Here is a 20,743-nt window from a genome sequence, read left to right on the forward strand (position 1 = left end):
GTCTAGCCGCGAACCTGGCGGCGTGGGCGGGCGCGGGCCTTGTGTTCGCTCCCAGCCTCGCCCCGACCTGTCTCGCCCCGCCCCGCCGGCCGTTTGCTCAGGCCGCCGCGTCCATCGCATCCAGGATCCGCGCCCTGAGTTCGTCCGGCCCCACATGCCGGCGGACCAGGGCCAGGGCGGCCGGGTCGGCGCCGCGCAGCAGCCCCAGAAGCAGGTGCTCCACGCCGATGGAGCCGTCCCGGCGCGCCGTCGATTCACGCAGGCTGGACGTCAGGACCGCTTTTGCCGCGGCAGTAAACGGAATATGCCCGCCGCCCAAGCCGAAACGGCGGCGCCGCGGAGCATTGGCGGGGCCGGCAGCGTCCAGGGTGCCCTCGCCAAACTGTGCGTCGACGGCGCGGCGCACCTCCTCCAGGTCGATGCCCAGGGACCCGAGCGCTGCGGCGTCGTCGTGCTCCTCACCCTGCCCCTGCAGTTCCGAGCGCAGCTGGGTAGAAGTGAGCCCGTACCCGCCCAGCAGGGCAGCCAGGGGTGGTGCGGATTGTTCCGCCGCCGCAACTATGCCCACCAGCAGATGAGCCGGAAGGATCTGGGTTGCGTCCAGGGAGCGGGCTTCCTCCTGGGCGTTGATGACGCCCTGCCGGGCCTGTTCAGTAAACCGTTCAAACATGGCGCTACTTCGCTTTCCGGTTGTATTTCTGGTGGACGGCCTGCTTGCTGATGCCCAGCTGGTCCGCGATTGCCTGCCAGGACCAGCCCTGTGCGCGGGCGTTGGCCACCTGAACGGCCTCGAGCCGGTCACGCAGCCTGCCGAGGGCGACGACGGCGCGCAGGCCGGTTGCCGGATCGGGGCTTGCCGCCGCGGCGGCCGTTTGTGAATGGTCTTCCATGCCGTCAACTGTGATTGACGGTCTGAGCAGTGTCAAGAGGGATTGACAAACTTTTCCGGGAGCGACGACGGCGCGGGCGGCTGGGGGTCGCGAAACGAAGGCAAAAATTACCGTCGTCGCGCTCGAAAAGGCACGATTTACCGTTTTCCGGCCGGAAAACGGTAAATATTGCTTTTTCGTGGGGGCGTCCAGCACCTGCAGGCCCGCCTCGTTCAGCAGCCCGTCATGAACCGGATAAATCCGCTCACTCTCCGCACCCCGGAGATAGCCAATCAGGTCCGGCACCGTCAGCCACGGTGCCTGTCCGGGAGCGAGGAGCACCGGCGCCGGCATGGCGGTGAGGGCGTCCCCGGGGTGCAGCACGGTGTCATTGATCAGGAACCCGATGTTGTTGACGGGCTCCACATCCGGATGGCTGTAGTTGTGCAGCGATCCGACGGCCGCTACGGCCAAGTTCCCAACCGTGGCGGCCTGGCCGTCCTTCAGCACCTCCACATGCTCACGCAGGTGCGGGGCGGCGTCGAGCTTTCCAGCCACCCCGGCGCAGGTGAGGATGCGCAGGTCCGGAGTTTCAGCCAGCGCGGCATCAAAGGAGGCGCGGGTCGAAGTGGTCAAAATGCTCATGCGTGATCAGCACCGCCCGGGCGGTGCGCCACGCCTCCGGCTGCGGGGTCAGGCCGCCCGGGTCGATGGCCACGGTGTCGGAACCCGCCGTGAGCCGGACGCAGGCGTGCCCGTACTTGGTCAGTTCCATGAGAGCCTCCCGGATGCCGCCGTGAATCCTGTGACCGTACTACCACTGCCCGACGGCGGCACCAGGATCTTCACCGCAGTTTCCTTGCGCCGTGGTCCAGCACCAACACATTTCACGCTGGGCCGAATGCCCTGCCGGTGCGGGGGTTACCGCAGGTGCTCTTCGGCCCAGCGTGTGAGTTCGAGAAGAGCCGGGCGCATGGCAGCTCCGTGCCCGGTCAACTCGTACTGCACCCGGACAGGGCCGGCGTCGACGACGGTGCGGGTGACCAGGCCGAGTTCCGCCAGCTCGACCAGCCGTTCATTGAGAATGCGGTCACTAATCCCCGGAATGCCGCGCTTCAAATCGTTGAAGAACACCGGCCCCTGCATGAGGGTGCTGAGCACTACGCCCGTCCAACGCTTTCCCAGCATGGTCATGACGCGGGCCAGGGGCTCACTGAGTACGTCGCAGGCGCTCGCCTGCTCCCCTGGGGAGAACAGATCCGGTGCTGGTGTCCTTGACATTCCCGTCCTCCACGCTTACTTTTTACGAGTAACCAACAATAAGTAGCCAACCTACTTGCCTGCAATCTATTCTGCCTCTTTTTCCCGGAGCATGCAGGCCCCAACGTACTGGCCCCCTCAAGAAGGAAATCCCCATGACAACAGCCGATTTGTCCCTCCGCATCCAGCGCATCGAAGACCGCCAGGAAATCACTGACGTGGTGATCCGTTACGCCATGTCGATTGATGCTGCGGACTGGGAGCGGTACGCGGAACTCTTCACCGATCCTGTCCACATTGACTTTTCCGAAGCGGGCCTTCCAGCCGCAGACTTCGCCCGGGACCAGTTCGTCGGTTTTGCCGAAGCTGGCCTGGGCGCCTGGGATGCCCGTCAGCACCTGAGCCCCAACCATATTGTGGAGTTCGACGACCAGGACCCGGACAAAGCGCTCTGCACTTCCTATATGTATGCCCAGCACTACAAGGAAGGGGCTCCCGGCGGGGAGTTCTACCTGATGCGCGGATCGTACGAAAACCACATGGTCCGGACTGCCGAGGGGTGGAAGATCAACCGCCTCAAGCAGCGCATCTTCTGGGTTGAGGGCAACGCGGACGCCGCGCGGGTGATGACCTCTTAGCCGGATCGGTTTCGCCCTAGCAGCCTCGCCCGGAGCAGTTCCTTCAGACGGCGTATGGCAGGATGTGCGCATGCCGATAACCCCCGACACCAAGAACTGGACCTGGGTCCTGTACCGTCCCTGCCCGGAATGCGGTTTCGATGCTGCGGCCGCGGCCTTCGATGACGTGCCGGACCTGCTCCGCGACAGCGCGGACCAGTGGCAGGGCATCCTCGCCGACCCGGCGGCTGTGCAGCGTCCGGACGACGCCACCTGGTCGCCGCTGGAATACGGTGCGCACGTGCGGGATCTGTGCCGGGTCTATCGGACGAGGTTAGGCCTGATGCTGGAGAACGACGGCGTCGGATTCGCCGACTGGGACCAGGACGCCACCGCAGTGGCCGAACGGTACGCGGAACAGGATCCGGCGGTGGTGGTTGCCGAGCTGGGTGCGGAAGCGGAGTCGACGGCGGCAGCCTTTGCCGCCGTCGGCCCCGGCCAGCTGGCCCGGCGCGGGCTGCGCTCGGACGGCAGTGCCTTTACCGTCGACTCCCTGGCCCGCTATTTCATCCACGACGCACTCCACCACCTCTGGGACGTCCGGCCCCGGAGCTGACGCCCCGGGGCCGGACGTCCCGCTACAACCGCTTACTCGCCGTCGCCCCCGCGGGAGGCGGCGATTTCCAGGACGCGGTCGCGGCAGAGCCGCCAGCCGAGCATCAGCGCAGGGATGATGACCACCAGGGAGGCTATGGTCCAGGTGCCCACAGGTGAATCGAAGGCCATCAGGATCAGCACTGCGAGCAGGAACGCCAGCGTGATCCATCCGGTGACGGGAGCGCCGGGCATCCGGAATGCCGGGCGCTCCAGGTCACCCTTCTTAGCCCGCTTGGTGAGCTCCATCTGGCACAGGACGATCATGGCCCAGGTGCTGATGATGCCCAGCGACGCCACGTTCAGCACAATTTCGAAGGCATCGGCCGGGACCACGGCGTTGAGGATGACGCCGAGCAGGGCCACCACGGCGGTCATGGCGATGCCGCCGTAGGGGACGCCTGCCTTGTTCATCCGCGCCGCGAACTTCGGGGCGGAACCGGCCACGGACATGGAGCGCATGATGCGGCCGGTGGAGTACAGGCCGGCGTTGAGCGAGGACAGCGCCGCGGTCAGGACCACCAGGTTCATGATCGCGTCCACGCCGCCGACGCCGATGGAGCCGAAGAAGGTGACGAACGGGCTTTCCCCGGCGTGGTAGGAGCTGTAAGGCAGCAGCAGCGAGAGCAGGACCAGCGTTCCGACGTAGAACACGGCGATACGGATAACCACCGTGTTGATGGCGCGGGGCATGATCTTTTCCGGGTGTTCCGTCTCGCCGGCGGCGGTGCCGATGAGTTCGATCGAGGCGTAGGCAAACACCACACCCTGCATAACGACGACGGCGGGCAGCAGGCCGTTGGGGAACAGGCCGCCGTTGTCGGAGATGAGGCTGAAGCCAACCTGCTGGCCGTCCACCGGAGTACCGAAGATCACGAAGCAGATGCCCACGATCAGGAAGGCAACCAGGGCCACCACCTTGATCAGGGCGAACCAGAACTCCAGTTCACCGAACACCTTGACGCTGATCAGGTTCAGGCCGAGTACCAGCAGCAGGGCGGCCAGCGCCCAGCTCCACTGCGGCACCTCGGCGATGGGCGCCCAGTATTTCTTGAAGAAGTTCATGTACAGCGCGACGGCGGTGATGTCCACGATCGCGGTCATTGCCCAGTTCAACCAGTACAGCCAGCCCGACACGAAGGCGGCCTTTTCGCCGAAGAACTCGCGGGCGTAGGAGACGAAGGAGCCGGTGGTGGGCCGGTGCATGACCAGTTCGCCCAGGGCCCGCAGGATCATGAAGGCGAAGAAACCGCAGACGGCGTAGCTGATGACCAGTGACGGCCCTGCCGTGGCCAGGCGCCCGCCGGCACCCATGAACAGGCCGGTGCCGATGGCGCCGCCAATGGCGATCATCTGCACCTGACGGGGTTTGAGGCCCTTCTGGTACCCCGCATCCTCGTGCTCGATGCTGGTTTCGGCCGTGCGGTCGGGAGCCTTTTGCTCCGGGCTGGCCGCTTGCTGTGTCATCGGTCGTTGTCCTTTTGTCTATGTGATCCGGCCGGGTTGCCGCCGGAGTTAAAAGCCGCAGCGGCAGGCGTTGAAGGGCGTTGGCATGCGCTTACTTGTGCCCTCTGGTTGTTCGGGGCACTAACAAATGCACCCGTAGACTATGGCACCGGTCACAGCCCAGCGTCAAAACGGAAGCATGGTGACTATTTGCCGCAGCGGCGTTTACGGGCGCCCCCAGCTGTCCAGGGCGGTGGTGATGCTCTCCACCAGACGGTTGAAGCTGCGTTCGAGGCTGTTGGGCAGCTCAAAACTGCCCATGGTTTCGAGGGAAACGAAACCGTGGAGCGCCGCCCGCAGGAACCGGATTCCGTCAACGGCATCCTCCCCAGTCAGCTGGTAGCCCGCCAGGACACTGTTCATGACCTCCAGGAAAGCGGCTGCGACCTCAGCTTCCTCAGGGTCCTCGCCGGCCAGGGGCAGCATTGTCAGGGGGTACTGTCCGCGGTGCTGCAGTGCCCATCCGCGGTACGCGTCCGCAATGCCGATGATCGCCTCGTCCCTCGACCGGCCGATCGCGGCCTGGGTGATGGCGCGTGTCAGTGAACGCTTCGCCAGGAGGATAACGCCGCGCTGGAGGCCGGCCACGCCGTCGACGTGTTTGTACAGCGAGGGCACCCGGACGCCGAAGCTTTCGGCAACCGCCGCGAGGTTCAGGCCCTCACTGTGCGGCTCGTCCAGCATCTGTGCCGCGCGTTCGACGACGGCGGCCGTACTGAGCCCGGCCCTAGGCATGATCGGGTTCCCCGAAGATGCCGGCAAGGAACGGCAGCATCAGGTCCAGAACCTCATTGGGCGTTTGCGCATGGGGGTAGTGGCCCGCTCCCTCGATGACCTCGAGCCGGCCGAGGCCCGCGGGGAGGTCGGCGATGATGCGTTCGCCCTCGGCGCGGGGGTCCGCCCAGTCCGGGTCGGCGGAGCCCTGGATGATGAGGACGGGGGAGGCAACATCGGCGAGGCGGGCACCGGCGTCGACGGGCGTGGTCTTCATCATGGCCTGCAGGACCTTCATATGCCCCGGGTCCTGCATGGTTGCGGCGATCCGTGACCGTTCGGAAGCCCAGTCGGCGGGCTTCACGGGGATTGCGGTGTCGAGGTACTTCAGCCAGTTCGCCACGTTCCCGCGGAGCATGGTGAGCATCAGCTGGACCGAGGCGGCGCGGTAGGGCTGGACGCGGAGCATGCCGGCCAGGTCCATGGACTGTTTCCGAGTGAACGGGGCAAGCTCAACGACGCCGGCAATCAGGTCCGGGGCATCGGCGGCCGCGATGGTGCCGGCGCCGCCGCTGATGGACTGTCCCACGAGAACCGCCGGCCCGCCGAGGTGTTTCACCAGCGCCACGAGGTCCCCGGCGATGTCCGTCCGGCTGTAGCCGGGCCAGTCGGTGCTGGACTCGCCGCAGCCGCGGATATCCAGGTTGGCAACCCGGTAGCCGGCGGCGACCAGCGCCGGCATAACGAAGCGGTAGGAGCGGCGGCTGTCGCCCATGCCGTGGGCGAGGACCACAAGCGGGCCGTCCCCCTGCAGGTCGTAGGCGAGGCGGTGTGATCCAATGCTCATGTACTCGGTCATGGTGTGCCCTCCGGCTAGGTGTGTACGGCAAAGCTAACATCCTTAGCTACAAAGCACAACGGGTTAACCATTCAGCAAACGGTAGCTGTTGCTGCCGGGCCGTGGTCAGGCCGGTGACGCAGTGGCTGCCCCCAGATGCAGGGTGTCGGCCCGTTCCGCCGTCGACGCGGCACCGGACTTGCGCCGATCACGTGCCGCATGCAGGCCCAGGGCGCCGCCCGCTGCAAGAACCCAGCACAGGAGAATGAGGACCGGCGCCAGCGTGCCGCGCCCGCCAAAGTAGCTCGTGTCGGTGATGGCCCGGAACGCGGCACCCGGCGGTAGGCCGGCGCCGATGCGGGCGATCGCGGCCGGCATCAGGAAGGCGCTGACGGTGGCGCCGCCGGCGGCGTTGCCCAGCGTGGTGAACAGGAGGGTGGAGATGATGTTGCCGAAGGGGCCCAGCAGGCTGGCGAAAGCCAGGGAGGAGAATGAGACCCCGATGCCCAGCAGCGTCAGTATCGGGATCACCGCCACCGCAGGGGAGGGGACGGCCCCGTATACCGGCCCGGCGAGGATGGCGGCTGCTGCGGCAATCGCCACCGCGCCGGCCACGAGGGTTAGGACCCGCCAGCGGAGCCGGACGAGGGCGGCAACCGAGTACATGATCTGCGCCAGGATGAATGAGGCGAGGGTGACACCGAAGACGAGATAGAAGCCGGACAGTCCCTGCAGGTCCTGCCGGGCGAGCGGTACGGCGTCCGTGGTGGACACGATCGGCAAATGTGCCGCTTCAGCCACCCCTGCGGCCATGGCGCTTGCCGCCCCCACCGCACTGCGCCCGTTAGCCCCGGCCGTGATCAGATCCAAACCCGCCGCATCGGAACGGGGTATCAGCGCCGCCACGGCCTGATGCTCTTGGAGCAGCTGCCGGGCCGCCGCCTCGTCAGTGGCCGGAACCACGGCCGCGCTCGCGCCCAAGGCGCGGGAGGCGCCGTCGACCAGATCCGTGCCCACCACCACCAGGGGCAGATGATGCGGCTGCGGGTCCCGCTGAAGCCCCACATATAGGCCGACAAAGGCGGCGGCAACTAGGGCCGTGACGATGATCTGGCTCCCCAGCATGGCCACTAGGCGGGCTCCGGTTGGTCCCGGCGATGGCGTGGCGGGCTTGGATAAGCTCATGATGTCCCCTTTAGGTTGTAATCAACTGATTACTTAACAAGTAATCGAATGATAACCTCAATGCATGGATAAGCAAGCCCCCCGCCAGACTGTTCCCCGTTTGTCCGCGGCAGAGCGGCGCCAGGAGACCCTGGGTGCGGCAGCCGAGGTCTTCGCGCAACACGGCTACCACGGTGCGACGACGGACCGGATCGCCCGTGAAGCGGGCATCAGCCAGGCCTACGTGGTGCGGATGTTCGGGACCAAGGAACAGCTTTTCCTCGCGGTTATCGGCCAGTCCCTGGATTTCATCCTGGACGAATTCCGCAAGGCCCTGCCCGGGGATGAGCCGTCAAGGTCGGAGCGCCTGGGTGCCGCGTACATCCGGCTGGCTGAGCAGCGCGGCGTCCATCTTCCCCTGATGCATGCCTTTGCGATGGGCTCGGATCCCGTGATCGGGGCCGCAGCACGTGCGGGTTTTGTTCGGTTGCTGAAATTCCTGCTGGAGGAAGCGGAGCTGGCCCCCGACGAGGCCGACGGCTTCATTGCCCGCGGCATGCTCGTCAATACCCTGATGGGCCTGCGGATGGAGATGGACCCGGACCCCGCAGGCAATCAGCTGGCCGAGCGGGTGCTGAAGAAACCCCGCCCGGCCACGCATGCACGATGATGCGCCGGTAATACTAGAACGGGGCGGCACCGGACCTGTCGATGAACGTGCCGGTGGGACCGGAGCCGCCGCGGGTGGCCAGCTCCACGATGGCGTCCGTTCCCTCGCGTACCGTCTGGGTGCCCTGCCGCCGGTTGAAATCAGTGGCGGTGTAGCCCGGGTCCGCCGCATTAATGCGCAGCTCCGGGAACGCCTTGGCATACTGCACGGTCAGCATGGTCACCGCGGACTTCGAGGAGGTGTACACCGGCATCACCACGGTGGACTCGACACGCTCCGGGTCGTGCGCAAAGCCGAAGGAACCCACTCCGCTGGTGACGTTCACAACCGTTCCTGCGGCGGACTTCCGCAGGAGCGGCAGGAAAGCGTGCATCATGCGGACAATGCCCACCACATTGGTGCCGTACACCGCCTCTGCATCGGCGGCCGTCAGTTCCTCCGCCTTGGCGAAGGGTCCGGGAATGCCCGCGTTGTTGACCAGGATGTCCAAGCCGCCGGCAGCTGCCACCGTCTTGGCGGCGGCCTCCACGGAGGAATCACTGGTGACATCGAGCTGGACGAACATGCCGCCGAGTGCCTCGGCCGCTTCCCGCCCGCGGACTTCATCGCGTGCCCCCATCCAGACGGTATGCCCCGCTTCGAGGAGACGGCGTGCTGTTTCATAACCCAGGCCCTTGTTGGTGCCGGTAATCAGTGTTGTTGTCATGGCCTTAGTCTTGATCCGCTGCGGACTGATGTCGTGGCACGGGCCAGCATAGGGACTGCCAGTGCCACCCAGAACCGGTTTGCGGCTGTCACACTCTAGCCATGCAGGATTCTGACTTGGGTGCCCTTCTCCGTTCCTGGCGGAACCGGCTGCAGCCGGCGGACGCGGGCCTGCCCGTTTACGGGTTCCGGCGGGCGCCGGGGCTGAAGCGGGAGGAGCTGGCCCAGCTGGCAGGTGTCAGTGTTGATTACCTGGTGCGCCTTGAGCAGGGCCGTGCCCGCCGGCCCTCCGCCCAGGTGGCGGCGGCACTGGCACGTGCGCTGCAGCTGAGCGACACCGAACGCTCGCATCTCTTCGAGATTTCCGGGCTGCTTCCGCCCGGGCCCGGAGAAGTTCCGACGCATATCCCGCCCGGCGTGCAGCGGCTGGTGGCGCGGCTTGGTGAAGTACCGGTGGCCGTGTTCACCGCCGCCTGGGACCTGCTGTCCTTCAGTCCGCTGTGGGCGGCCCTTCTCGGGGAGCCCATCCCGCCCGACAAGGGGCGTCCCAATCTCCTGCGCTCGCACTTTGCCGGGCGAACGCTGGGCAGCAGCGGAATTCGGATCATCTGTCCGAAGGACAGCTTGGAGCTTTTTGAAGCGTCCCTGGTGTCGGACCTGCGCCGCGCTTACGGACGGTACCCGCATGACCGCAGGGTGCAGGAGCTAATTACTGATCTGACTGCCTCCAGTGAACGGTTCCGTGCACTGTGGGACAGCGGAACCGTCAGCGAGCACCAGTCCGAAATGAAAGTGGTGCAGAACGCCGTCGTCGGGGATGTGGAGCTGGACTGCGACATTTTCACCGTGGCCGGCACGGACCTGCACATTGTCGCCTACACGGCTGCCGCCGGATCCGAGGCGGCAGGAAAACTCGATTTCCTGCGCGTCTCGGCTGTCACGGCGACGGCACTTCAGCTGGACGGTTGAGCGGAGGCCCCCGCGCCGGCCGCGGCCGCGCTCGACAACCGCCGCGGGTGGGCGTGTGTCCCTTCCGCGCGTCATCGGGCATCGGCATTTCCGCACGCAGGCCCAGCAGCCGGATGGGACGACCGGGCTCAATGGCGCCGGCCAGGTCCAGCGATCGGGCCAGGACCTCGTCCCGGTCAAAGGTTTCCGGGATTTTCCGCGCGTGCGTTTTGGTGGTGAACGGTGCGTACCGGACTTTCAGGGTCAAGCCGATCACCGGACGGCCCTCGGCCGCGACGTCCTTCAGGACGTTCGCGGCCAGCTCCCGGACGGCGGCTTCCACCTGTGCCGGCTCGGTAAGGTCCTGCTGGAAGGTGGTTTCCCGGCTGTGCCCGCGCGCCACCCAGGGCGTGTCATCCACCGTGCTGGACCCGTCGCCGCGGCCCAGCTCCGCGTACCACGGCCCCATCTTCGGGCCGAACTCCGGCACCAGGGCCTGCGGATCGGCAGCGGCCAGCTCCGCAACGGTGCTGATGCCGAGTTTGGCCAGCCGGCCGGAAATCTTGGCGCCGACACCCCACAGCTCCCGGGTGGGGCGGGCACCCATCACCTCCAGCCAGTTCTCCCGGGTGAGCCGGAAGACGCCGGCGGGCTTGCCCAGGTCGGTGGCGTTTTTGGCCCGGACCAGGGTGTCGCCGATGCCCACGCTGCAGTGCAGCTGCGTCTGCTCCAGCACGGCGGACTGGAGGTGCCGGGCGTAGGCTTCCGGATCTTCCGTCTGCGTGCCGACAAAGGCTTCGTCCCACCCCAGCACCTGTACGACGGCGCCGGGTTGGGCACGCAGGGTGGCCATCACGACGTCGGACGCGGCCAGGTAGGCTTCGGTGTCCACGGGGAGGATGACGGCGTCGGGCACCTTGCGGGCGGCGATCCGCAGCGGCATCCCGGAGCCCACGCCGAACGCCCGCGCTTCGTAGGACGCGGTGGAGACCACGGCGCGTTCGGTCGGGTCGCCCCGGCCGCCCACAATCACCGGTTTGCCCGCCAGTTCCGGGCGCCGCAGCACTTCAACGGCCGCAATGAACTGGTCGAGGTCAACGTGCAGCACCCAATGGTTTCCGCTCACGCGACCAGTGTGCCGCAGGCGCGGCTGCCGCGACCAGCAGAATCACCGGACGCTGCACTCCGAAAGACGCCTAGGCGAAGTGGGTTGCCACCTTGGCGGCGGTGACCGATTCCACCAAACGCTCGGCCAGTTCGCGCAGTTTGATGTTCTGGTTGCTGGAGGCGCGGCCGAGGATGGCGAAGGCCTCCTCCTGGCTGCAGCGGTTCTGGCCGGCGACAATGCCAACCGCAACGTCAATGGCGGTGCGGGATTCCATGGCCTTGCGCAGGTTCTCACCCATGTCCTGGTGGTTGGCGATCTGAACGGCAACCTGAAGGGTGATGGCAGCTTCCTCCGCATACTCCTGAACGCGGCCGGTCAGCTCTTCCGAGAAGATCCCCTTGGCCCGGGCATAGAGATTCAGGGCGGCGCCGCCGTCGTTCCCAATGAGCAAGGGCACAGCAAGCATCGAGTGATAGCCCCGGCTGCGGATCTCTTCGAAATACTCCCGCCAGCGGGGGTCCGTGCCGGTGTCGTCCACCAGGCTTTGTTCATCAGTCTCCGCCGCGTGCAGGCAGGGCCCGTCGCCGTACCCGTACTGCAGCTCGTCCAGTTCGATCGCCTCCGGCCCGCTGGTGGCCACGGTCTGGGCGTGTTTGTCCCGCTTGAGGGTAATGCTGCAGAGAAGCTTGGTCGGGTCACTGAACAGGTCAGCCGCATGGACGGCAAAGGCCTCCAGGAACGGACTCACTACCGGGTGGTCGAGAATAAGCTTCTGCAGTTGCGCGGCGACTGAGGTTCCCGGGGTATGGACTGACATGTTCTAAGCCTATCCAACACGCCGAAAGCGAGGAGGCCGGGCCATCCCTTGGGGATGGCCCGGCCTCCTGCCTGCAGCTACTTCTGCTCGTCGTCCTTGTTGCCGCTCATCTTGTCCTTGACCTTGTCTTTGGCCTGATCAACCTGCTCGGGATGATCCTTGGCCGCGTCCTTGGCCTTGTCTGCCATGCCGCCCAAATCTGCCATGGGATTCTGCCTTTCCTCACTGGGGGTTGAGGCTCAGGTCCAGCTGCCTCGGTGGGTATCACCCATCCTGCACCCGGCCGCGGCCGGGCGTAACCCCCGCACGGTCCGGCACCGGACCTTACTTCCCTTGACTAAGCGTTTTCTTCGGCCACGCGGATGAGGATCTTTCCGGTGGTGCCGTTCTCGACGGCGTCGTGCGCGGCAGCGGTTTCCTCCAGCGGGAACCAGGTGAGCGGGAGCCCGGCGGATTCACCCACCGGCAGGACGCCGTCGCGCAGAGCTGCGGTGATGTCCTCTGCCGCGGCGTGCTGGGCCGCTTCACCGACAGTGTAGATGAGCACACCCTGCCAGCGGACGTTCTTGGCGAAGCTGGCGACGATCGGCGCGGTGAATTCCTCGCCGTTGTTGTTCGCGTAGTAGGCGATGCTGCCGTGGTTGGCGATTACGTCCACGTCGAGTGCCGCGTTCTGCGCGGGGGAGACCTCCACGATCTGGTGGACGCCGTCCGGGGCGATCTCGCGGATCCGGTCCGCCTCGGCGTCGTCCGGGTAGCGGACAATGTGCTGGGCGCCGGCAGCGCGCGCCAGCTCGGCCTTCGCATCGCTGCTGACCGTGGCAATCACGGTGGCACCGGCCCACACGGCAAGCTGGATGGCGGCGTGCCCGACAGCGCCGGCGCCGCCCTGGACGAGGACGGTCCGTCCGGCGAGGGCGCCCGGGGCGAGCCGGGTGGGACCTTCTTCATGCACGGTCAGCGCGCGGTGCGCAGTCATGGCCGGGACGCCAAGGCTGGCCGCGACGTCGAATCCGATGCCCTCGGGCAGCTTCACCGCACGGTCGGCCGGCAGAATCGTGAGTTCCTGTGCGGTGCCGGTGGGGCGGCCGTGCGCCGCGAGGTAGATCCACACCCGGTCACCGGGCTGCAGGTCAGACACCCCTTCGCCGACAGCGTCGATGGTGCCGGCGCCGTCCTGGTTCGGCACCACCTCGGGGAAGGCAAGGTTTCCCGCGGCGCGGGCCTTCCAATCGGTGGGGTTCACGCCGGAGACCACGACGCGGACCCGCACCTCCCCCGGACCGGGCGAGGCGACGTCGCGCTCCTCGAGCGTGAGGACGGATGAGGGGCCTGTGGTGGAGTACACGATTGCTTTCATTTGCGGTACAAGACACGGCGCCCTTCTTCTATTCCCGCCCGGAATGAAAAAGTCAGCACACTGTCCGTTATGCTACCTACCGACGCGGCGGATCCGCCGTTGAATACGTCAGTTCTATGGGGGAAAGAAACGTGTCTCAAGAGACCAGTTACAGCAATTCCGGAGGATTCCAGCCCGCAGCTCCGGCACCAACCCAAGCCATGGCTCCGGCTCGGGCGAAGACGGTGGAAACCGCCTTCTGGCTCCTGCTGGCTGCAGCGGCTACGGTGCTGATCCGCATTCCGGTGGCGATCGTGACCGCAAACCAGGACCGGTACAAATCCCAGATGGAGCGCTCCCTCGGGCCGGAAAACGCTGAGATCTGGGCCAATAACCAGATCGAAGGTTTTACCACGGCGGGCATCATCACCGCCCTCGTCCTCATCGCGTTGGCACTGCTGTCCCGGATGGGCCACGGCTGGCCGAGGATTGTGCTCATTGTGGTTGTGGTCCTGACCGCGCTGAACACCCGGGTGCAGTTCTCCGGGAGCCTTGTGGATGTTTACGAGGTTGCCTGGGTGACGCTGGTATCCGTTGTCCTGACCCTGGCGGCAACCGTGCTGTTGTTCCTGAAGCCGTCCAGTGACTACTTCAAGGCCAGGAAGCAGCACCGCAAGAGCAAGGCAGCGGCGCAGGCCTAGGCCGAGCGTGGACTGCGGCCGTCCGGTCAGCCTTCGCGGCTGCCCGGACGGCCGCGTCCGTTCTGCGGACGTAGGCTGGAAGCATGCGACACGAAACCCTGTGGGAAGCCAAGAAGCGACAGAATCCGGGACACTCGGCCTGGTACATCTCCCGGTTTGAGCAGATGCGCCGCGACGGCGCTGATCTGCACGGCGAGGCCCGGCTGGTGGATGCAATGCTGCCGCGGGGTGCCCGGATCCTCGACGCCGGAGCAGGTCCCGGACGGGTGGGCGGGGAACTGGCCCGGCGCGGCCACACCGTCGTGGGCGTGGATGTGGACCCGGAACTGATCGACGCCGCCCGGCAGGACTTTCCCGAGGTGCAGTGGTTTGTGGGCGACCTGGCGGAACTGGACCTGCCCGCCGCCGGCGTGGCCGAGCCCTTTGACCTGATTGTGTGCGCCGGAAACGTCATGACATTCCTGGCGCCGGGCACCGCCGTCGACGTGCTCACGCGGATGCGGAACCATCTGGCCCGCGACGGCCGGATTGTGGCGGGCTTCGGCGGAAACCGCGGCTACGCCTTCGACACGTTCTTCGACGACGCCGCCGCGGCCGGGCTGGCCGTGCAGCAGCGCTTCGGCACCTGGGACCTGCGGCTGTTTACGCCGGAGTCTGATTTCCTGGTGGCGGTGCTGGGCCGGGCCTAACCGCCGGCTTTGCCCGGACTGCTAGTTCTTTTCGAGCACCACGGCGGTGCCGTTTGCGGTGACCGCAAAGAGGAAGGGGAGATACAGGGTGCCGCCGGAACTGGTTGCGGTTTCGGGATCCATGGTCAGGTAATCGAAATCCACGCCGATCACGGCGTTGCATCCGAGCGCGTAGGCCTCCTCCTTCAACTTGGCGAGGGCGGTTTGCCGGATATCGGACAGGCCGGCCAGCAGGTCCGCACCGACACTCTTGTTCACTCCGCTAAACCAGCCGTGCCCGAAGCCGGGTAGATAGAAAGGCCGGGGGGGGAGGGGCCGGAATCGCAGATCAAGGGATTCCGGGCCCTTCCGTCGTGTGCCCCGAAATTCCCTGGGTGCGCGTGCGGCGGCCTCCGCCGCGCGCTCCCCGGCCGCCGCAAGGACACGCTGCGCGTCCACCACACCCAAGCCAAGGTCACCGGGCCGCCGACAACGCGCCCCCGTCAGAAGATCGTTGGCCAACACGGTAATGCGGCCTTTACCAGCCAGAAGGACACCGCCGGTATTTTGGGAACTTATGAGGACGCGAGAAAGGGGCCGAGTCCTTCCGCGGAAGACTCGGCCCCTCACCGGTAATGCTAGTGAAGAAGCGTCACCAGTTTACCGTCGCTAGGAGGAGGGCGGCTCCTATGAGAGTGCAAACCACGGAAGCGGCATAATATTTTCGTCGTTGCGATGGTGTCCCTCCCATATGGGAGGGAAGAACCGCGAGCGATAGTGCTGTGAGGCACAAAAGGGCAGCGGGTATTAGATACCACCAGATCACGGCTGTGCCGCTCCCGTCACCTTGCCAATACCTGCCCCCACGAGTCCTCCAGCAACGAATGCCCCTGTTCCTACAGCACAGGCGGCACCTACGTCTCCTAGAGACGTTGACTCCTCATCGATGGCATTGCCGATTCCTTCACCTAGGGCACCGGCTAAACAACTGCCGGCAGCGCCGGCGACCCAGCCACCTATAGAAGTTTTCAAACCTACACCTATAGCAGTGCCTACAGCGCCCACTACGGCGTCGGCTAGTCCTCCAACAGCGTCTCCCAGTGAGAAGAGACCGAGTGGGTCAGAGTTGTTGACGGGATCGTTAGCTGCGTACGCATGGCGGTTGGCATTAGCCGGGTTAAGGGGGGTGTCCAGGGTGTCCATTTGAGTCCACCGTCCGATGCCGGGGTTGTACCAGCGTTGGCCGTATTTCACCCACCCCGTGGCCCGGTCTTGGAGCCCGATCTTGAAGGTGTACGGGTTCTGCGGCACGCCCAGGCCCCCAGAGTCTTCGGTGAGGGCGGGCCTGCCGTAGGGATCGTAGGCATAGGCGAAGGCCACATACTTGCCGCTGGTGATCAGGGCGGCAGGGTTACCGGTGCCGTCGTAAACATACAGGGACTGCATGCCGGAACTGGTACGCAGCATCAGCGGCTCACCGGTGACCGGATCATGTTCCACATAGGCGGTGAGGTTGTCCTTCTTCAACTGCTCAATCACCGGTAGTCCCTGCGCGTCCGTGCGGCCGTAGGTGAGCTGATAGGTGCCCTGAGGCGTGGTCTGGGACAGCAGCTCGTTCTGGGCTGGGCCTGCGTACTTGTAGGTGTAGGCCTTCCCGCCAACAGTGGCCGTCGTCATCTGTTCGGCCCCGTTGTACTTGTACGTCCCGGAGGGGTCGGCGGTGAGGTTCCCGGCGCCGTCCTTTTTGGGCACGGCGGGATAACGCTATGGACATGATGACCCCCGAAGAAATCGAGACTGACGCGGAGGCTGATTGCTCCGGTGAGTGCACGCTAAACCCGGCGTTATGCGCTTGTCTGCGGCGAGACAGTACCTGTCTTTGCGAATAGAAACAGGTGTTTTCCCCATGGTGGTCTTCCGCCCCTCTCAAGAGGCACTAACACGGAAACACGGAAATCTGTGTTCCTGTGGGATGGCGATCAGGTGTTCTGGTGCGACGAGTTGAGCGTTTACTTGGAAAAGGGTCGTAAAGTTCGTGGCAGGGCGGGGCCCCAGCAGCGCTCAAAGATTTCTTCTCGGGATGAAACCCACCGTATCCGTGAGGCGGAGAAGAACGGTTACAGCCCCAGCAGTCGGGGCCGGATCAGCAAAGTCATCGTCGAGGCCTATCAAGCAGCCAGCTCCTAAACAGGCCGGCCCGCTTCCGCCCTTACGGATAAGCTCGGAAAGCTTTCCCCGGAGAGGACTGACATATGCGCTATTATCGGCTTTTAATCACATCTCCGGAAAATTCATCCGGATACCCCCAAACCGTACGAATGGTTCAGAGCGGGTGATCCCAATGGTCTCGGTACAGTGAGCGCATGATTACTTCTGGGTTTAAGGCCCTTTCCGGTGTCGCTCTTTCCGCTCTGCTTCTCGCCGGCTGCGCCGCGCCGGCTCCCTCAACCGCAGAGGAGACTTCCGCCCCAGCGGTTCCGACACCGTCGGCACCAGCGACTCCGGCCGTGAAGATGACTGATACGGAACGTGTGGCCGCGGCAGAGGCCGCAGTTCAGGCTGAACTCCCCGATGCTCCCATTTGGAAAGGTATGAGCTTTGAGGGGGTCATCGTCAATGAATCCGAGGTCTGCGTTGACCGCACCTACGAGCCAGGAGGGGGCCTGGATGGTCTTGGTGGGAGTGCTGGCTATGTTGTCGTCAGGTTCCCAATGGTCACGCTGGGAGAGCCTCAGGACGGACTTTGCGCAAGCTATCTACCAACAGACGAAAAAGTACAGGCCCCTGTCGACGTGCCCTCTGAGGTGGCTAAAGATCCCGGTCTGATGGTCAGCACCACATTCGGAGATGAGTGGCCGCTGACCGTTCCTTATGTAGTTGCACACTGTGAGGACATCACAGTGTCAGGACGATCCCTCCAAGTGGCGACCGTAGATGATTCAAATGGCAAGACCTACGCAGTAAACGGAACAGCCAAGGATCACGGCAACTTTCTCGACATTGATCCGATTTGGGCGTCGAATCCAGATGTTTCCGGGCTAAAAAAAGACATCAGCCCGGTCATTGATGCCGCTCTTGCGCTCTGTGATTAATCTTCCCAAGAGCAGGACTCGTGTGGGCCGTATCGGAGGTTGAAGCGTCGTGCGTCGGCGAACGGTCGTTTTCCAACATCGGGAAATGGCATAGTCCGACCGTGCCCGGAAGCCCCTGCAGTATGTTTTGCTAAGCGGTCCAGTCGCGAAGCAGGTAGTAGGAGTCAGGTTGGATCCGCCTCTCTCGACGAGAGGCAGCTCCAACCGGTACGGATCAGCCCATCCCCACGGTGGATCCTGCCTTTGACTTGGTTGCTTTGCTCGTCGAGTTTGAAGGGAGCTTCGCTCCCAGCTCTATTGCTGAAGCTCGACGCGACATAGAACCTTTTCACAACCTCTGCCTCCTGGTGGGAATTGTGATCATTGTTGCTCATTGAGCTAGGCCGGTGCGTCACATACGCCATAGAGGGATCCCTGTACGGTCGGCCTGGGAGCTTGCGAGAGCTTTGCTCAAGCGTCAGCCGTCGTCCCCGGCAAAGTAATGTTCGACGATTGGCCACCAGTGTCGGTCGGCTAGCTCTAATCGGGCACGGTCAACTCCAATCCACTCTCCAACAGCAATCGGTTGTTCGGAGCTGGCAACTAGAAATACGGGCACGTGAGCCCAGGGCACAGGGTAGATGTAGTTGGAGTTGGGAGTCGAGACCACATTTCGAACAAAGCCAATGCAGTGGACCATGACGTCAGCTTTCTCGAAAATCTCCCATATCAGTCGCGAAGTACCTAAAGATAGGGACTCGCGGCTAGATCGGTCGTACAAATAACGGGTCGGGAGATTTAGTCCTCTGGTAGTTGGAACACAGAAGAATTCCGGCTCCTGGCCTAGGATCCGTCGGATGATGAGCAGCCGCGTGACCACTGCTGGCTCTGCGGCAGGACAGTTGCTTCCCACCCATGTTTCTGCTGAGCTGCCAGGCGGCAACCAATCGGTCCCGACAGTAACGCCAATCTTCTGCAGCTCTGTCATGAATTCATGCTACGGGTGGCTGCGCCTGCATTCGAGGCGACATGACGTCCCTCCCGCCGAAGTGTCCGCAAGCCGGTCTAAAGGTCAAGTGAGAGTCCGTTGAAAAGTGTGCTGTCAAGGATCCCTAAGCGGGACAACTGGCCAGTTTCGCCACCTTCCCCGGCTCTTGTCAGGTAGATCGGCGGGGCACAATAAGGCCGTTGTTTCGTCACATGCTCTGATCGGGTTTGGACTCAATGTCACACGCCTACAGGTCCTCTTTGAGGAGCTGCTCAGAGTCATCAAACAGGTCCGGCCGTACCCGACGCGCAATCTCTTCAGCTATTGCGGCCACAGTGTACTGACTAGTGGACCTGGCGACCTTGTCAGCTAGCGAGGGGCTTTCCGCCATGACCTCGTCTCTTGTTACTTTGTGCCAGATCGGAAGAAGATTCTGCTCGCCTGAAACCGAGCGAGTTACCATCCCGTCCAGCTCGTATTGAGGCCATCCTTTTGAGAAGAAGTGCTCAGATAAAATGACTACTCCGAAAGCGCTCCGAGCTAGACCTTGGTCAATTTTCCTTCGCAGGCTGTCACCGATTCCCATCTGAAACTCGTCGAACCAAACTCGTACGCCGAATCCTTCAAGCGCCTCTCGTAGGGGACGGGCTACGGCGACTTTATCCTCACTGGCGTGGGAGATGAAAACATCCCACACCTCGAGAGAGGCGTTGGATGTTACAGCCGGCGGAAGCTCCGCCCGTACCTGAGAAAGCGTAGATGGCTTCGCGCTACGTGCGACAGGCAATGGTGGCGGATCTACAGACACTGATGACTTCACCCGAGCGTTCGCGGCCATGCCGATGAGGTCAACTGTCACGTACCAATGTCCATCACGAGGCACCGTCATCCGGTGGGGAGACCTTTTGACGAGCCCTCCGCCGTGTAGACGGTGCCGCCTTCCTGCTTTATAAGCGGAGAAATTGGACGAATTAAGTAGGCGCACGTTAGCGGCGCTGCCCTTTAGGGTGACCACAACCGTGGATCCGCGCTTAACCTGCTTCAGATCGTAGCTTTGAAAGTTTGCCATACTGGTCCCCCTGATTGCGTTGAACCCAGTGTATGAGCAAAAACTGACACAACTGGAGATGGCGACGCCGGACCTGATGAGTAAATGGTTCTTGGAGTTTGCATGAGAACGCCCGTAAGCCGGTGGCCAAATGCGAATAGAGTATGACGGTGCCTTCGCTTCTCAACCGGCTCATCTATGTTGATGACTCCGGCAACCCTCGGTCAGGACTAGTCGTATATGGATGGGTGGAGTTCACTCCCGACCATTGGCCCTCCGCCCTAGGTAACTGGCTGCAGATGCGTAAACGCCTTTGGCGAGAGCACAGGATCCCTCTCACTCAGGAGCTGCACACCACTGAGTATGTAAACGGGCGCGGCCGTATTTCCACGCAAATCCCGGATCGGCATATCCACAACGGAGTCGAGTATTGGAAAGACTTCGGACGGGAGGTTGCTTTGGAGTGTCTGGAAACGCTACGAAACACCGAGGGACTGAGTCTTGGAGCGGTGTACCGAAAAGGGAAACCCGAGGACATCGCGCACACGCGCCAGCAGGCCTATGCGGCACTAGTTGATCGTCTGGAAGCGGAACTGGCACGATCCGATTCATTGGCGCTTGTTTTCATGGACGGTGACGGAAGCGACACCTCATACCGCAGCACCCACCGGAACCTGCGGCTCAGTCAGCGGCGCGTGATCGAAGACGCGATCCACCTGGACTCCCGAAGCTCACAGCTCGTGCAGATGGCGGACCTCGTGGCTTGGTGCGCCAACTCTTCGATAGACCGGCATCCGAGGAACGAGTTTGCCTGGGAGTGGTTTGAGAAGTACCTCAGCGAACGGGATCCCAGACGCAGCCCGCAAGAAATATGAGTCGGTTAAACAGCTAGACCCCCTGATCCACGTGTGTGGGGGGGTCTGCGCTTATGACTATAGCTGTATAGAAAACTTGTTACAAGCCAAAATATAAACCTAGAGTTCGCTGAAAAGTTAGATACGGATTCCTGGAGGTCCCCAGCACTAGAATTCATGAGACGTGTTCTACGTGCCCCTTTA

At 63.8% G+C, this 20,743-nt stretch carries 25 protein-coding genes; 9 read left to right on the forward strand and 16 right to left on the reverse strand.

Features of this window, described 5'->3' with window-relative positions; all coding sequences use genetic code 11:
• Positions 1 to 97 precede the first annotated feature (97 nt).
• The 4 genes from QNO06_RS01580 to QNO06_RS01595 form a co-directional block, all read right to left on the reverse strand.
• Positions 98 to 670, reverse strand: a complete 573-nt coding sequence (locus QNO06_RS01580; RefSeq protein ID WP_227913039.1) for a Clp protease N-terminal domain-containing protein — start codon at positions 668 to 670, stop codon at positions 98 to 100.
• 4 nt (positions 671 to 674) lie between these two features.
• The gene (locus tag QNO06_RS17010) at positions 675 to 1,514 is read right to left on the reverse strand and encodes a helix-turn-helix domain-containing protein (protein WP_442860166.1); all 840 of its coding nucleotides are present in this window, start codon (positions 1,512 to 1,514) and stop codon (positions 675 to 677) included.
• Positions 1,477 to 1,644 (reverse strand): MBL fold metallo-hydrolase, encoded by a 168-nt coding sequence (locus tag QNO06_RS01590; RefSeq protein WP_227913040.1) that lies wholly within the window; start codon positions 1,642 to 1,644, stop codon positions 1,477 to 1,479. The genes QNO06_RS17010 and QNO06_RS01590 overlap by 38 nt, the downstream gene beginning before the upstream one ends.
• A gap of 146 nt (positions 1,645 to 1,790) precedes the next feature.
• Positions 1,791 to 2,150 carry a winged helix-turn-helix transcriptional regulator gene (locus tag QNO06_RS01595; protein WP_227913041.1) on the reverse strand — a complete coding sequence of 120 codons (360 nt, stop codon included), beginning with the start codon at positions 2,148 to 2,150 and terminating at the stop codon, positions 1,791 to 1,793.
• 134 nt (positions 2,151 to 2,284) lie between these two features.
• Here QNO06_RS01595 and QNO06_RS01600 point away from each other — a divergent pair, with 134 nt between their 5' ends.
• Complete coding sequence (locus QNO06_RS01600) at positions 2,285 to 2,767, forward strand: nuclear transport factor 2 family protein (RefSeq protein WP_227913042.1); 483 nt, start codon at positions 2,285 to 2,287, stop codon at positions 2,765 to 2,767.
• 70 nt (positions 2,768 to 2,837) lie between these two features.
• Complete coding sequence (locus QNO06_RS01605) at positions 2,838 to 3,362, forward strand: DinB family protein (protein WP_284162481.1); 525 nt, start codon at positions 2,838 to 2,840, stop codon at positions 3,360 to 3,362.
• A 32-nt stretch (positions 3,363 to 3,394) separates the two neighbouring features.
• On the opposite strand, the gene QNO06_RS01610 is transcribed toward QNO06_RS01605, so the two are convergent.
• The 4 genes from QNO06_RS01610 to QNO06_RS01625 form a co-directional block, all read right to left on the reverse strand.
• On the reverse strand, positions 3,395 to 4,867 hold the full coding sequence (locus QNO06_RS01610) for an amino acid permease (RefSeq protein WP_227927168.1): 1,473 nt from the start codon (positions 4,865 to 4,867) through the stop codon (positions 3,395 to 3,397).
• A 204-nt stretch (positions 4,868 to 5,071) separates the two neighbouring features.
• Entirely contained in the window at positions 5,072 to 5,641 is a 570-nt protein-coding gene (locus QNO06_RS01615) for a TetR/AcrR family transcriptional regulator (protein ID WP_227913045.1), read from the reverse strand.
• A complete protein-coding gene (locus QNO06_RS01620; protein ID WP_284162482.1) occupies positions 5,634 to 6,467 on the reverse strand; it encodes an alpha/beta fold hydrolase in 834 nt (277 codons plus the stop codon). The genes QNO06_RS01615 and QNO06_RS01620 overlap by 8 nt, the downstream gene beginning before the upstream one ends.
• A 117-nt stretch (positions 6,468 to 6,584) precedes the next feature.
• A complete protein-coding gene (locus QNO06_RS01625) occupies positions 6,585 to 7,643 on the reverse strand; it encodes a hypothetical protein (RefSeq protein ID WP_227913047.1) in 1,059 nt (352 codons plus the stop codon).
• A 64-nt stretch (positions 7,644 to 7,707) separates the two neighbouring features.
• On the opposite strand from QNO06_RS01625, the gene QNO06_RS01630 reads away from it, so the two are divergent.
• A complete protein-coding gene (locus tag QNO06_RS01630) occupies positions 7,708 to 8,292 on the forward strand; it encodes a TetR/AcrR family transcriptional regulator (protein ID WP_227913048.1) in 585 nt (194 codons plus the stop codon).
• A gap of 13 nt (positions 8,293 to 8,305) precedes the next feature.
• Here QNO06_RS01630 and QNO06_RS01635 read toward each other — a convergent pair whose 3' ends face one another.
• Complete coding sequence (locus QNO06_RS01635; RefSeq protein WP_227913049.1) at positions 8,306 to 8,998, reverse strand: SDR family NAD(P)-dependent oxidoreductase; 693 nt, start codon at positions 8,996 to 8,998, stop codon at positions 8,306 to 8,308.
• Positions 8,999 to 9,099: 101 nt separating this feature from the next.
• Between QNO06_RS01635 and QNO06_RS01640 the strand changes: the two genes are divergently transcribed.
• Positions 9,100 to 9,966 carry a helix-turn-helix domain-containing protein gene (locus QNO06_RS01640; RefSeq protein WP_227913050.1) on the forward strand — a complete coding sequence of 289 codons (867 nt, stop codon included), beginning with the start codon at positions 9,100 to 9,102 and terminating at the stop codon, positions 9,964 to 9,966.
• Here QNO06_RS01640 and QNO06_RS01645 read toward each other — a convergent pair.
• From QNO06_RS01645 to QNO06_RS01660, 4 genes are all read right to left on the reverse strand, one after another.
• Positions 9,935 to 11,071, reverse strand: a complete 1,137-nt coding sequence (locus QNO06_RS01645; protein WP_442860167.1) for a DNA polymerase IV — start codon at positions 11,069 to 11,071, stop codon at positions 9,935 to 9,937. The two genes, QNO06_RS01640 and QNO06_RS01645, sit on opposite strands and share 32 nt — an antisense overlap.
• Before the next feature lie 70 nt (positions 11,072 to 11,141).
• On the reverse strand, positions 11,142 to 11,870 hold the full coding sequence (locus tag QNO06_RS01650) for a GAF and ANTAR domain-containing protein (protein WP_227913051.1): 729 nt from the start codon (positions 11,868 to 11,870) through the stop codon (positions 11,142 to 11,144).
• Between the two features lie 77 nt (positions 11,871 to 11,947).
• Positions 11,948 to 12,076, reverse strand: coding sequence for a hypothetical protein (locus QNO06_RS01655; RefSeq protein WP_269439735.1), 129 nt, complete (start codon positions 12,074 to 12,076; stop codon positions 11,948 to 11,950).
• A 131-nt stretch (positions 12,077 to 12,207) separates the two neighbouring features.
• Positions 12,208 to 13,230: an NADPH:quinone reductase gene (locus QNO06_RS01660; protein WP_227913052.1), complete on the reverse strand. Its 1,023-nt coding sequence runs from the start codon at positions 13,228 to 13,230 to the stop codon at positions 12,208 to 12,210.
• Between the two features lie 131 nt (positions 13,231 to 13,361).
• On the opposite strand from QNO06_RS01660, the gene QNO06_RS01665 reads away from it, so the two are divergent.
• Both QNO06_RS01665 and QNO06_RS01670 read left to right on the forward strand, forming a co-directional pair.
• A complete protein-coding gene (locus QNO06_RS01665; protein WP_227913053.1) occupies positions 13,362 to 13,910 on the forward strand; it encodes a hypothetical protein in 549 nt (182 codons plus the stop codon).
• A gap of 83 nt (positions 13,911 to 13,993) precedes the next feature.
• Positions 13,994 to 14,599: a class I SAM-dependent methyltransferase gene (locus tag QNO06_RS01670; protein ID WP_227913054.1), complete on the forward strand. Its 606-nt coding sequence runs from the start codon at positions 13,994 to 13,996 to the stop codon at positions 14,597 to 14,599.
• Positions 14,600 to 14,620: 21 nt separating this feature from the next.
• On the opposite strand, the gene QNO06_RS01675 is transcribed toward QNO06_RS01670, so the two are convergent.
• Both QNO06_RS01675 and QNO06_RS01680 read right to left on the reverse strand, forming a co-directional pair.
• Positions 14,621 to 14,857 (reverse strand): YbjQ family protein, encoded by a 237-nt coding sequence (locus QNO06_RS01675; protein ID WP_227913055.1) that lies wholly within the window; start codon positions 14,855 to 14,857, stop codon positions 14,621 to 14,623.
• 543 nt (positions 14,858 to 15,400) lie between these two features.
• A complete protein-coding gene (locus tag QNO06_RS01680) occupies positions 15,401 to 16,330 on the reverse strand; it encodes an RHS repeat-associated core domain-containing protein (protein ID WP_227913056.1) in 930 nt (309 codons plus the stop codon).
• Between the two features lie 231 nt (positions 16,331 to 16,561).
• Here QNO06_RS01680 and QNO06_RS17015 point away from each other — a divergent pair, with 231 nt between their 5' ends.
• Together QNO06_RS17015 and QNO06_RS01685 are read left to right on the forward strand one after the other, a co-directional pair.
• Positions 16,562 to 16,765, forward strand: coding sequence for an Lsr2 family DNA-binding protein (locus QNO06_RS17015; protein ID WP_227913339.1), 204 nt, complete (start codon positions 16,562 to 16,564; stop codon positions 16,763 to 16,765).
• Positions 16,766 to 16,941: 176 nt separating this feature from the next.
• Positions 16,942 to 17,670, forward strand: a complete 729-nt coding sequence (locus QNO06_RS01685; protein ID WP_227913057.1) for a DUF2511 domain-containing protein — start codon at positions 16,942 to 16,944, stop codon at positions 17,668 to 17,670.
• Positions 17,671 to 18,884: 1,214 nt separating this feature from the next.
• On the opposite strand, the gene QNO06_RS01690 is transcribed toward QNO06_RS01685, so the two are convergent.
• Complete coding sequence (locus QNO06_RS01690) at positions 18,885 to 19,706, reverse strand: DUF1883 domain-containing protein (RefSeq protein WP_227913058.1); 822 nt, start codon at positions 19,704 to 19,706, stop codon at positions 18,885 to 18,887.
• Positions 19,707 to 19,855: 149 nt separating this feature from the next.
• On the opposite strand from QNO06_RS01690, the gene QNO06_RS01695 reads away from it, so the two are divergent.
• Complete coding sequence (locus QNO06_RS01695; protein WP_284162483.1) at positions 19,856 to 20,560, forward strand: DUF3800 domain-containing protein; 705 nt, start codon at positions 19,856 to 19,858, stop codon at positions 20,558 to 20,560.
• Positions 20,561 to 20,743 lie beyond the last annotated feature (183 nt).

Source organism: Arthrobacter sp. zg-Y20, assembly GCF_030142075.1.
GTDB lineage: Bacteria > Actinomycetota > Actinomycetes > Actinomycetales > Micrococcaceae > Arthrobacter_B.

What these genes read in the sequence shown, in the direction of transcription:
- QNO06_RS01580 (WP_227913039.1), bottom strand. Translation starts at nt 670, where the DNA reads ATGTTTGAACGGTTTACTGAACAGGCCCGGCAGGGCGTCATCAACGCC.
- QNO06_RS17010 (WP_442860166.1), bottom strand. Translation starts at nt 1,514, where the DNA reads ATGAGCATTTTGACCACTTCGACCCGCGCCTCCTTTGATGCCGCGCTG.
- QNO06_RS01590 (WP_227913040.1), bottom strand. Translation starts at nt 1,644, where the DNA reads ATGGAACTGACCAAGTACGGGCACGCCTGCGTCCGGCTCACGGCGGGT.
- QNO06_RS01595 (WP_227913041.1), bottom strand. Translation starts at nt 2,150, where the DNA reads ATGTCAAGGACACCAGCACCGGATCTGTTCTCCCCAGGGGAGCAGGCG.
- QNO06_RS01600 (WP_227913042.1), top strand. Translation starts at nt 2,285, where the DNA reads ATGACAACAGCCGATTTGTCCCTCCGCATCCAGCGCATCGAAGACCGC.
- QNO06_RS01605 (WP_284162481.1), top strand. Translation starts at nt 2,838, where the DNA reads ATGCCGATAACCCCCGACACCAAGAACTGGACCTGGGTCCTGTACCGT.
- QNO06_RS01610 (WP_227927168.1), bottom strand. Translation starts at nt 4,867, where the DNA reads ATGACACAGCAAGCGGCCAGCCCGGAGCAAAAGGCTCCCGACCGCACG.
- QNO06_RS01615 (WP_227913045.1), bottom strand. Translation starts at nt 5,641, where the DNA reads ATGCCTAGGGCCGGGCTCAGTACGGCCGCCGTCGTCGAACGCGCGGCA.
- QNO06_RS01620 (WP_284162482.1), bottom strand. Translation starts at nt 6,467, where the DNA reads ATGAGCATTGGATCACACCGCCTCGCCTACGACCTGCAGGGGGACGGC.
- QNO06_RS01625 (WP_227913047.1), bottom strand. Translation starts at nt 7,643, where the DNA reads ATGAGCTTATCCAAGCCCGCCACGCCATCGCCGGGACCAACCGGAGCC.
- QNO06_RS01630 (WP_227913048.1), top strand. Translation starts at nt 7,708, where the DNA reads ATGGATAAGCAAGCCCCCCGCCAGACTGTTCCCCGTTTGTCCGCGGCA.
- QNO06_RS01635 (WP_227913049.1), bottom strand. Translation starts at nt 8,998, where the DNA reads ATGACAACAACACTGATTACCGGCACCAACAAGGGCCTGGGTTATGAA.
- QNO06_RS01640 (WP_227913050.1), top strand. Translation starts at nt 9,100, where the DNA reads ATGCAGGATTCTGACTTGGGTGCCCTTCTCCGTTCCTGGCGGAACCGG.
- QNO06_RS01650 (WP_227913051.1), bottom strand. Translation starts at nt 11,870, where the DNA reads ATGTCAGTCCATACCCCGGGAACCTCAGTCGCCGCGCAACTGCAGAAG.
- QNO06_RS01655 (WP_269439735.1), bottom strand. Translation starts at nt 12,076, where the DNA reads ATGGCAGATTTGGGCGGCATGGCAGACAAGGCCAAGGACGCGGCCAAG.
- QNO06_RS01660 (WP_227913052.1), bottom strand. Translation starts at nt 13,230, where the DNA reads ATGAAAGCAATCGTGTACTCCACCACAGGCCCCTCATCCGTCCTCACG.
- QNO06_RS01670 (WP_227913054.1), top strand. Translation starts at nt 13,994, where the DNA reads ATGCGACACGAAACCCTGTGGGAAGCCAAGAAGCGACAGAATCCGGGA.
- QNO06_RS01685 (WP_227913057.1), top strand. Translation starts at nt 16,942, where the DNA reads ATGATTACTTCTGGGTTTAAGGCCCTTTCCGGTGTCGCTCTTTCCGCT.
- QNO06_RS01690 (WP_227913058.1), bottom strand. Translation starts at nt 19,706, where the DNA reads ATGGCAAACTTTCAAAGCTACGATCTGAAGCAGGTTAAGCGCGGATCC.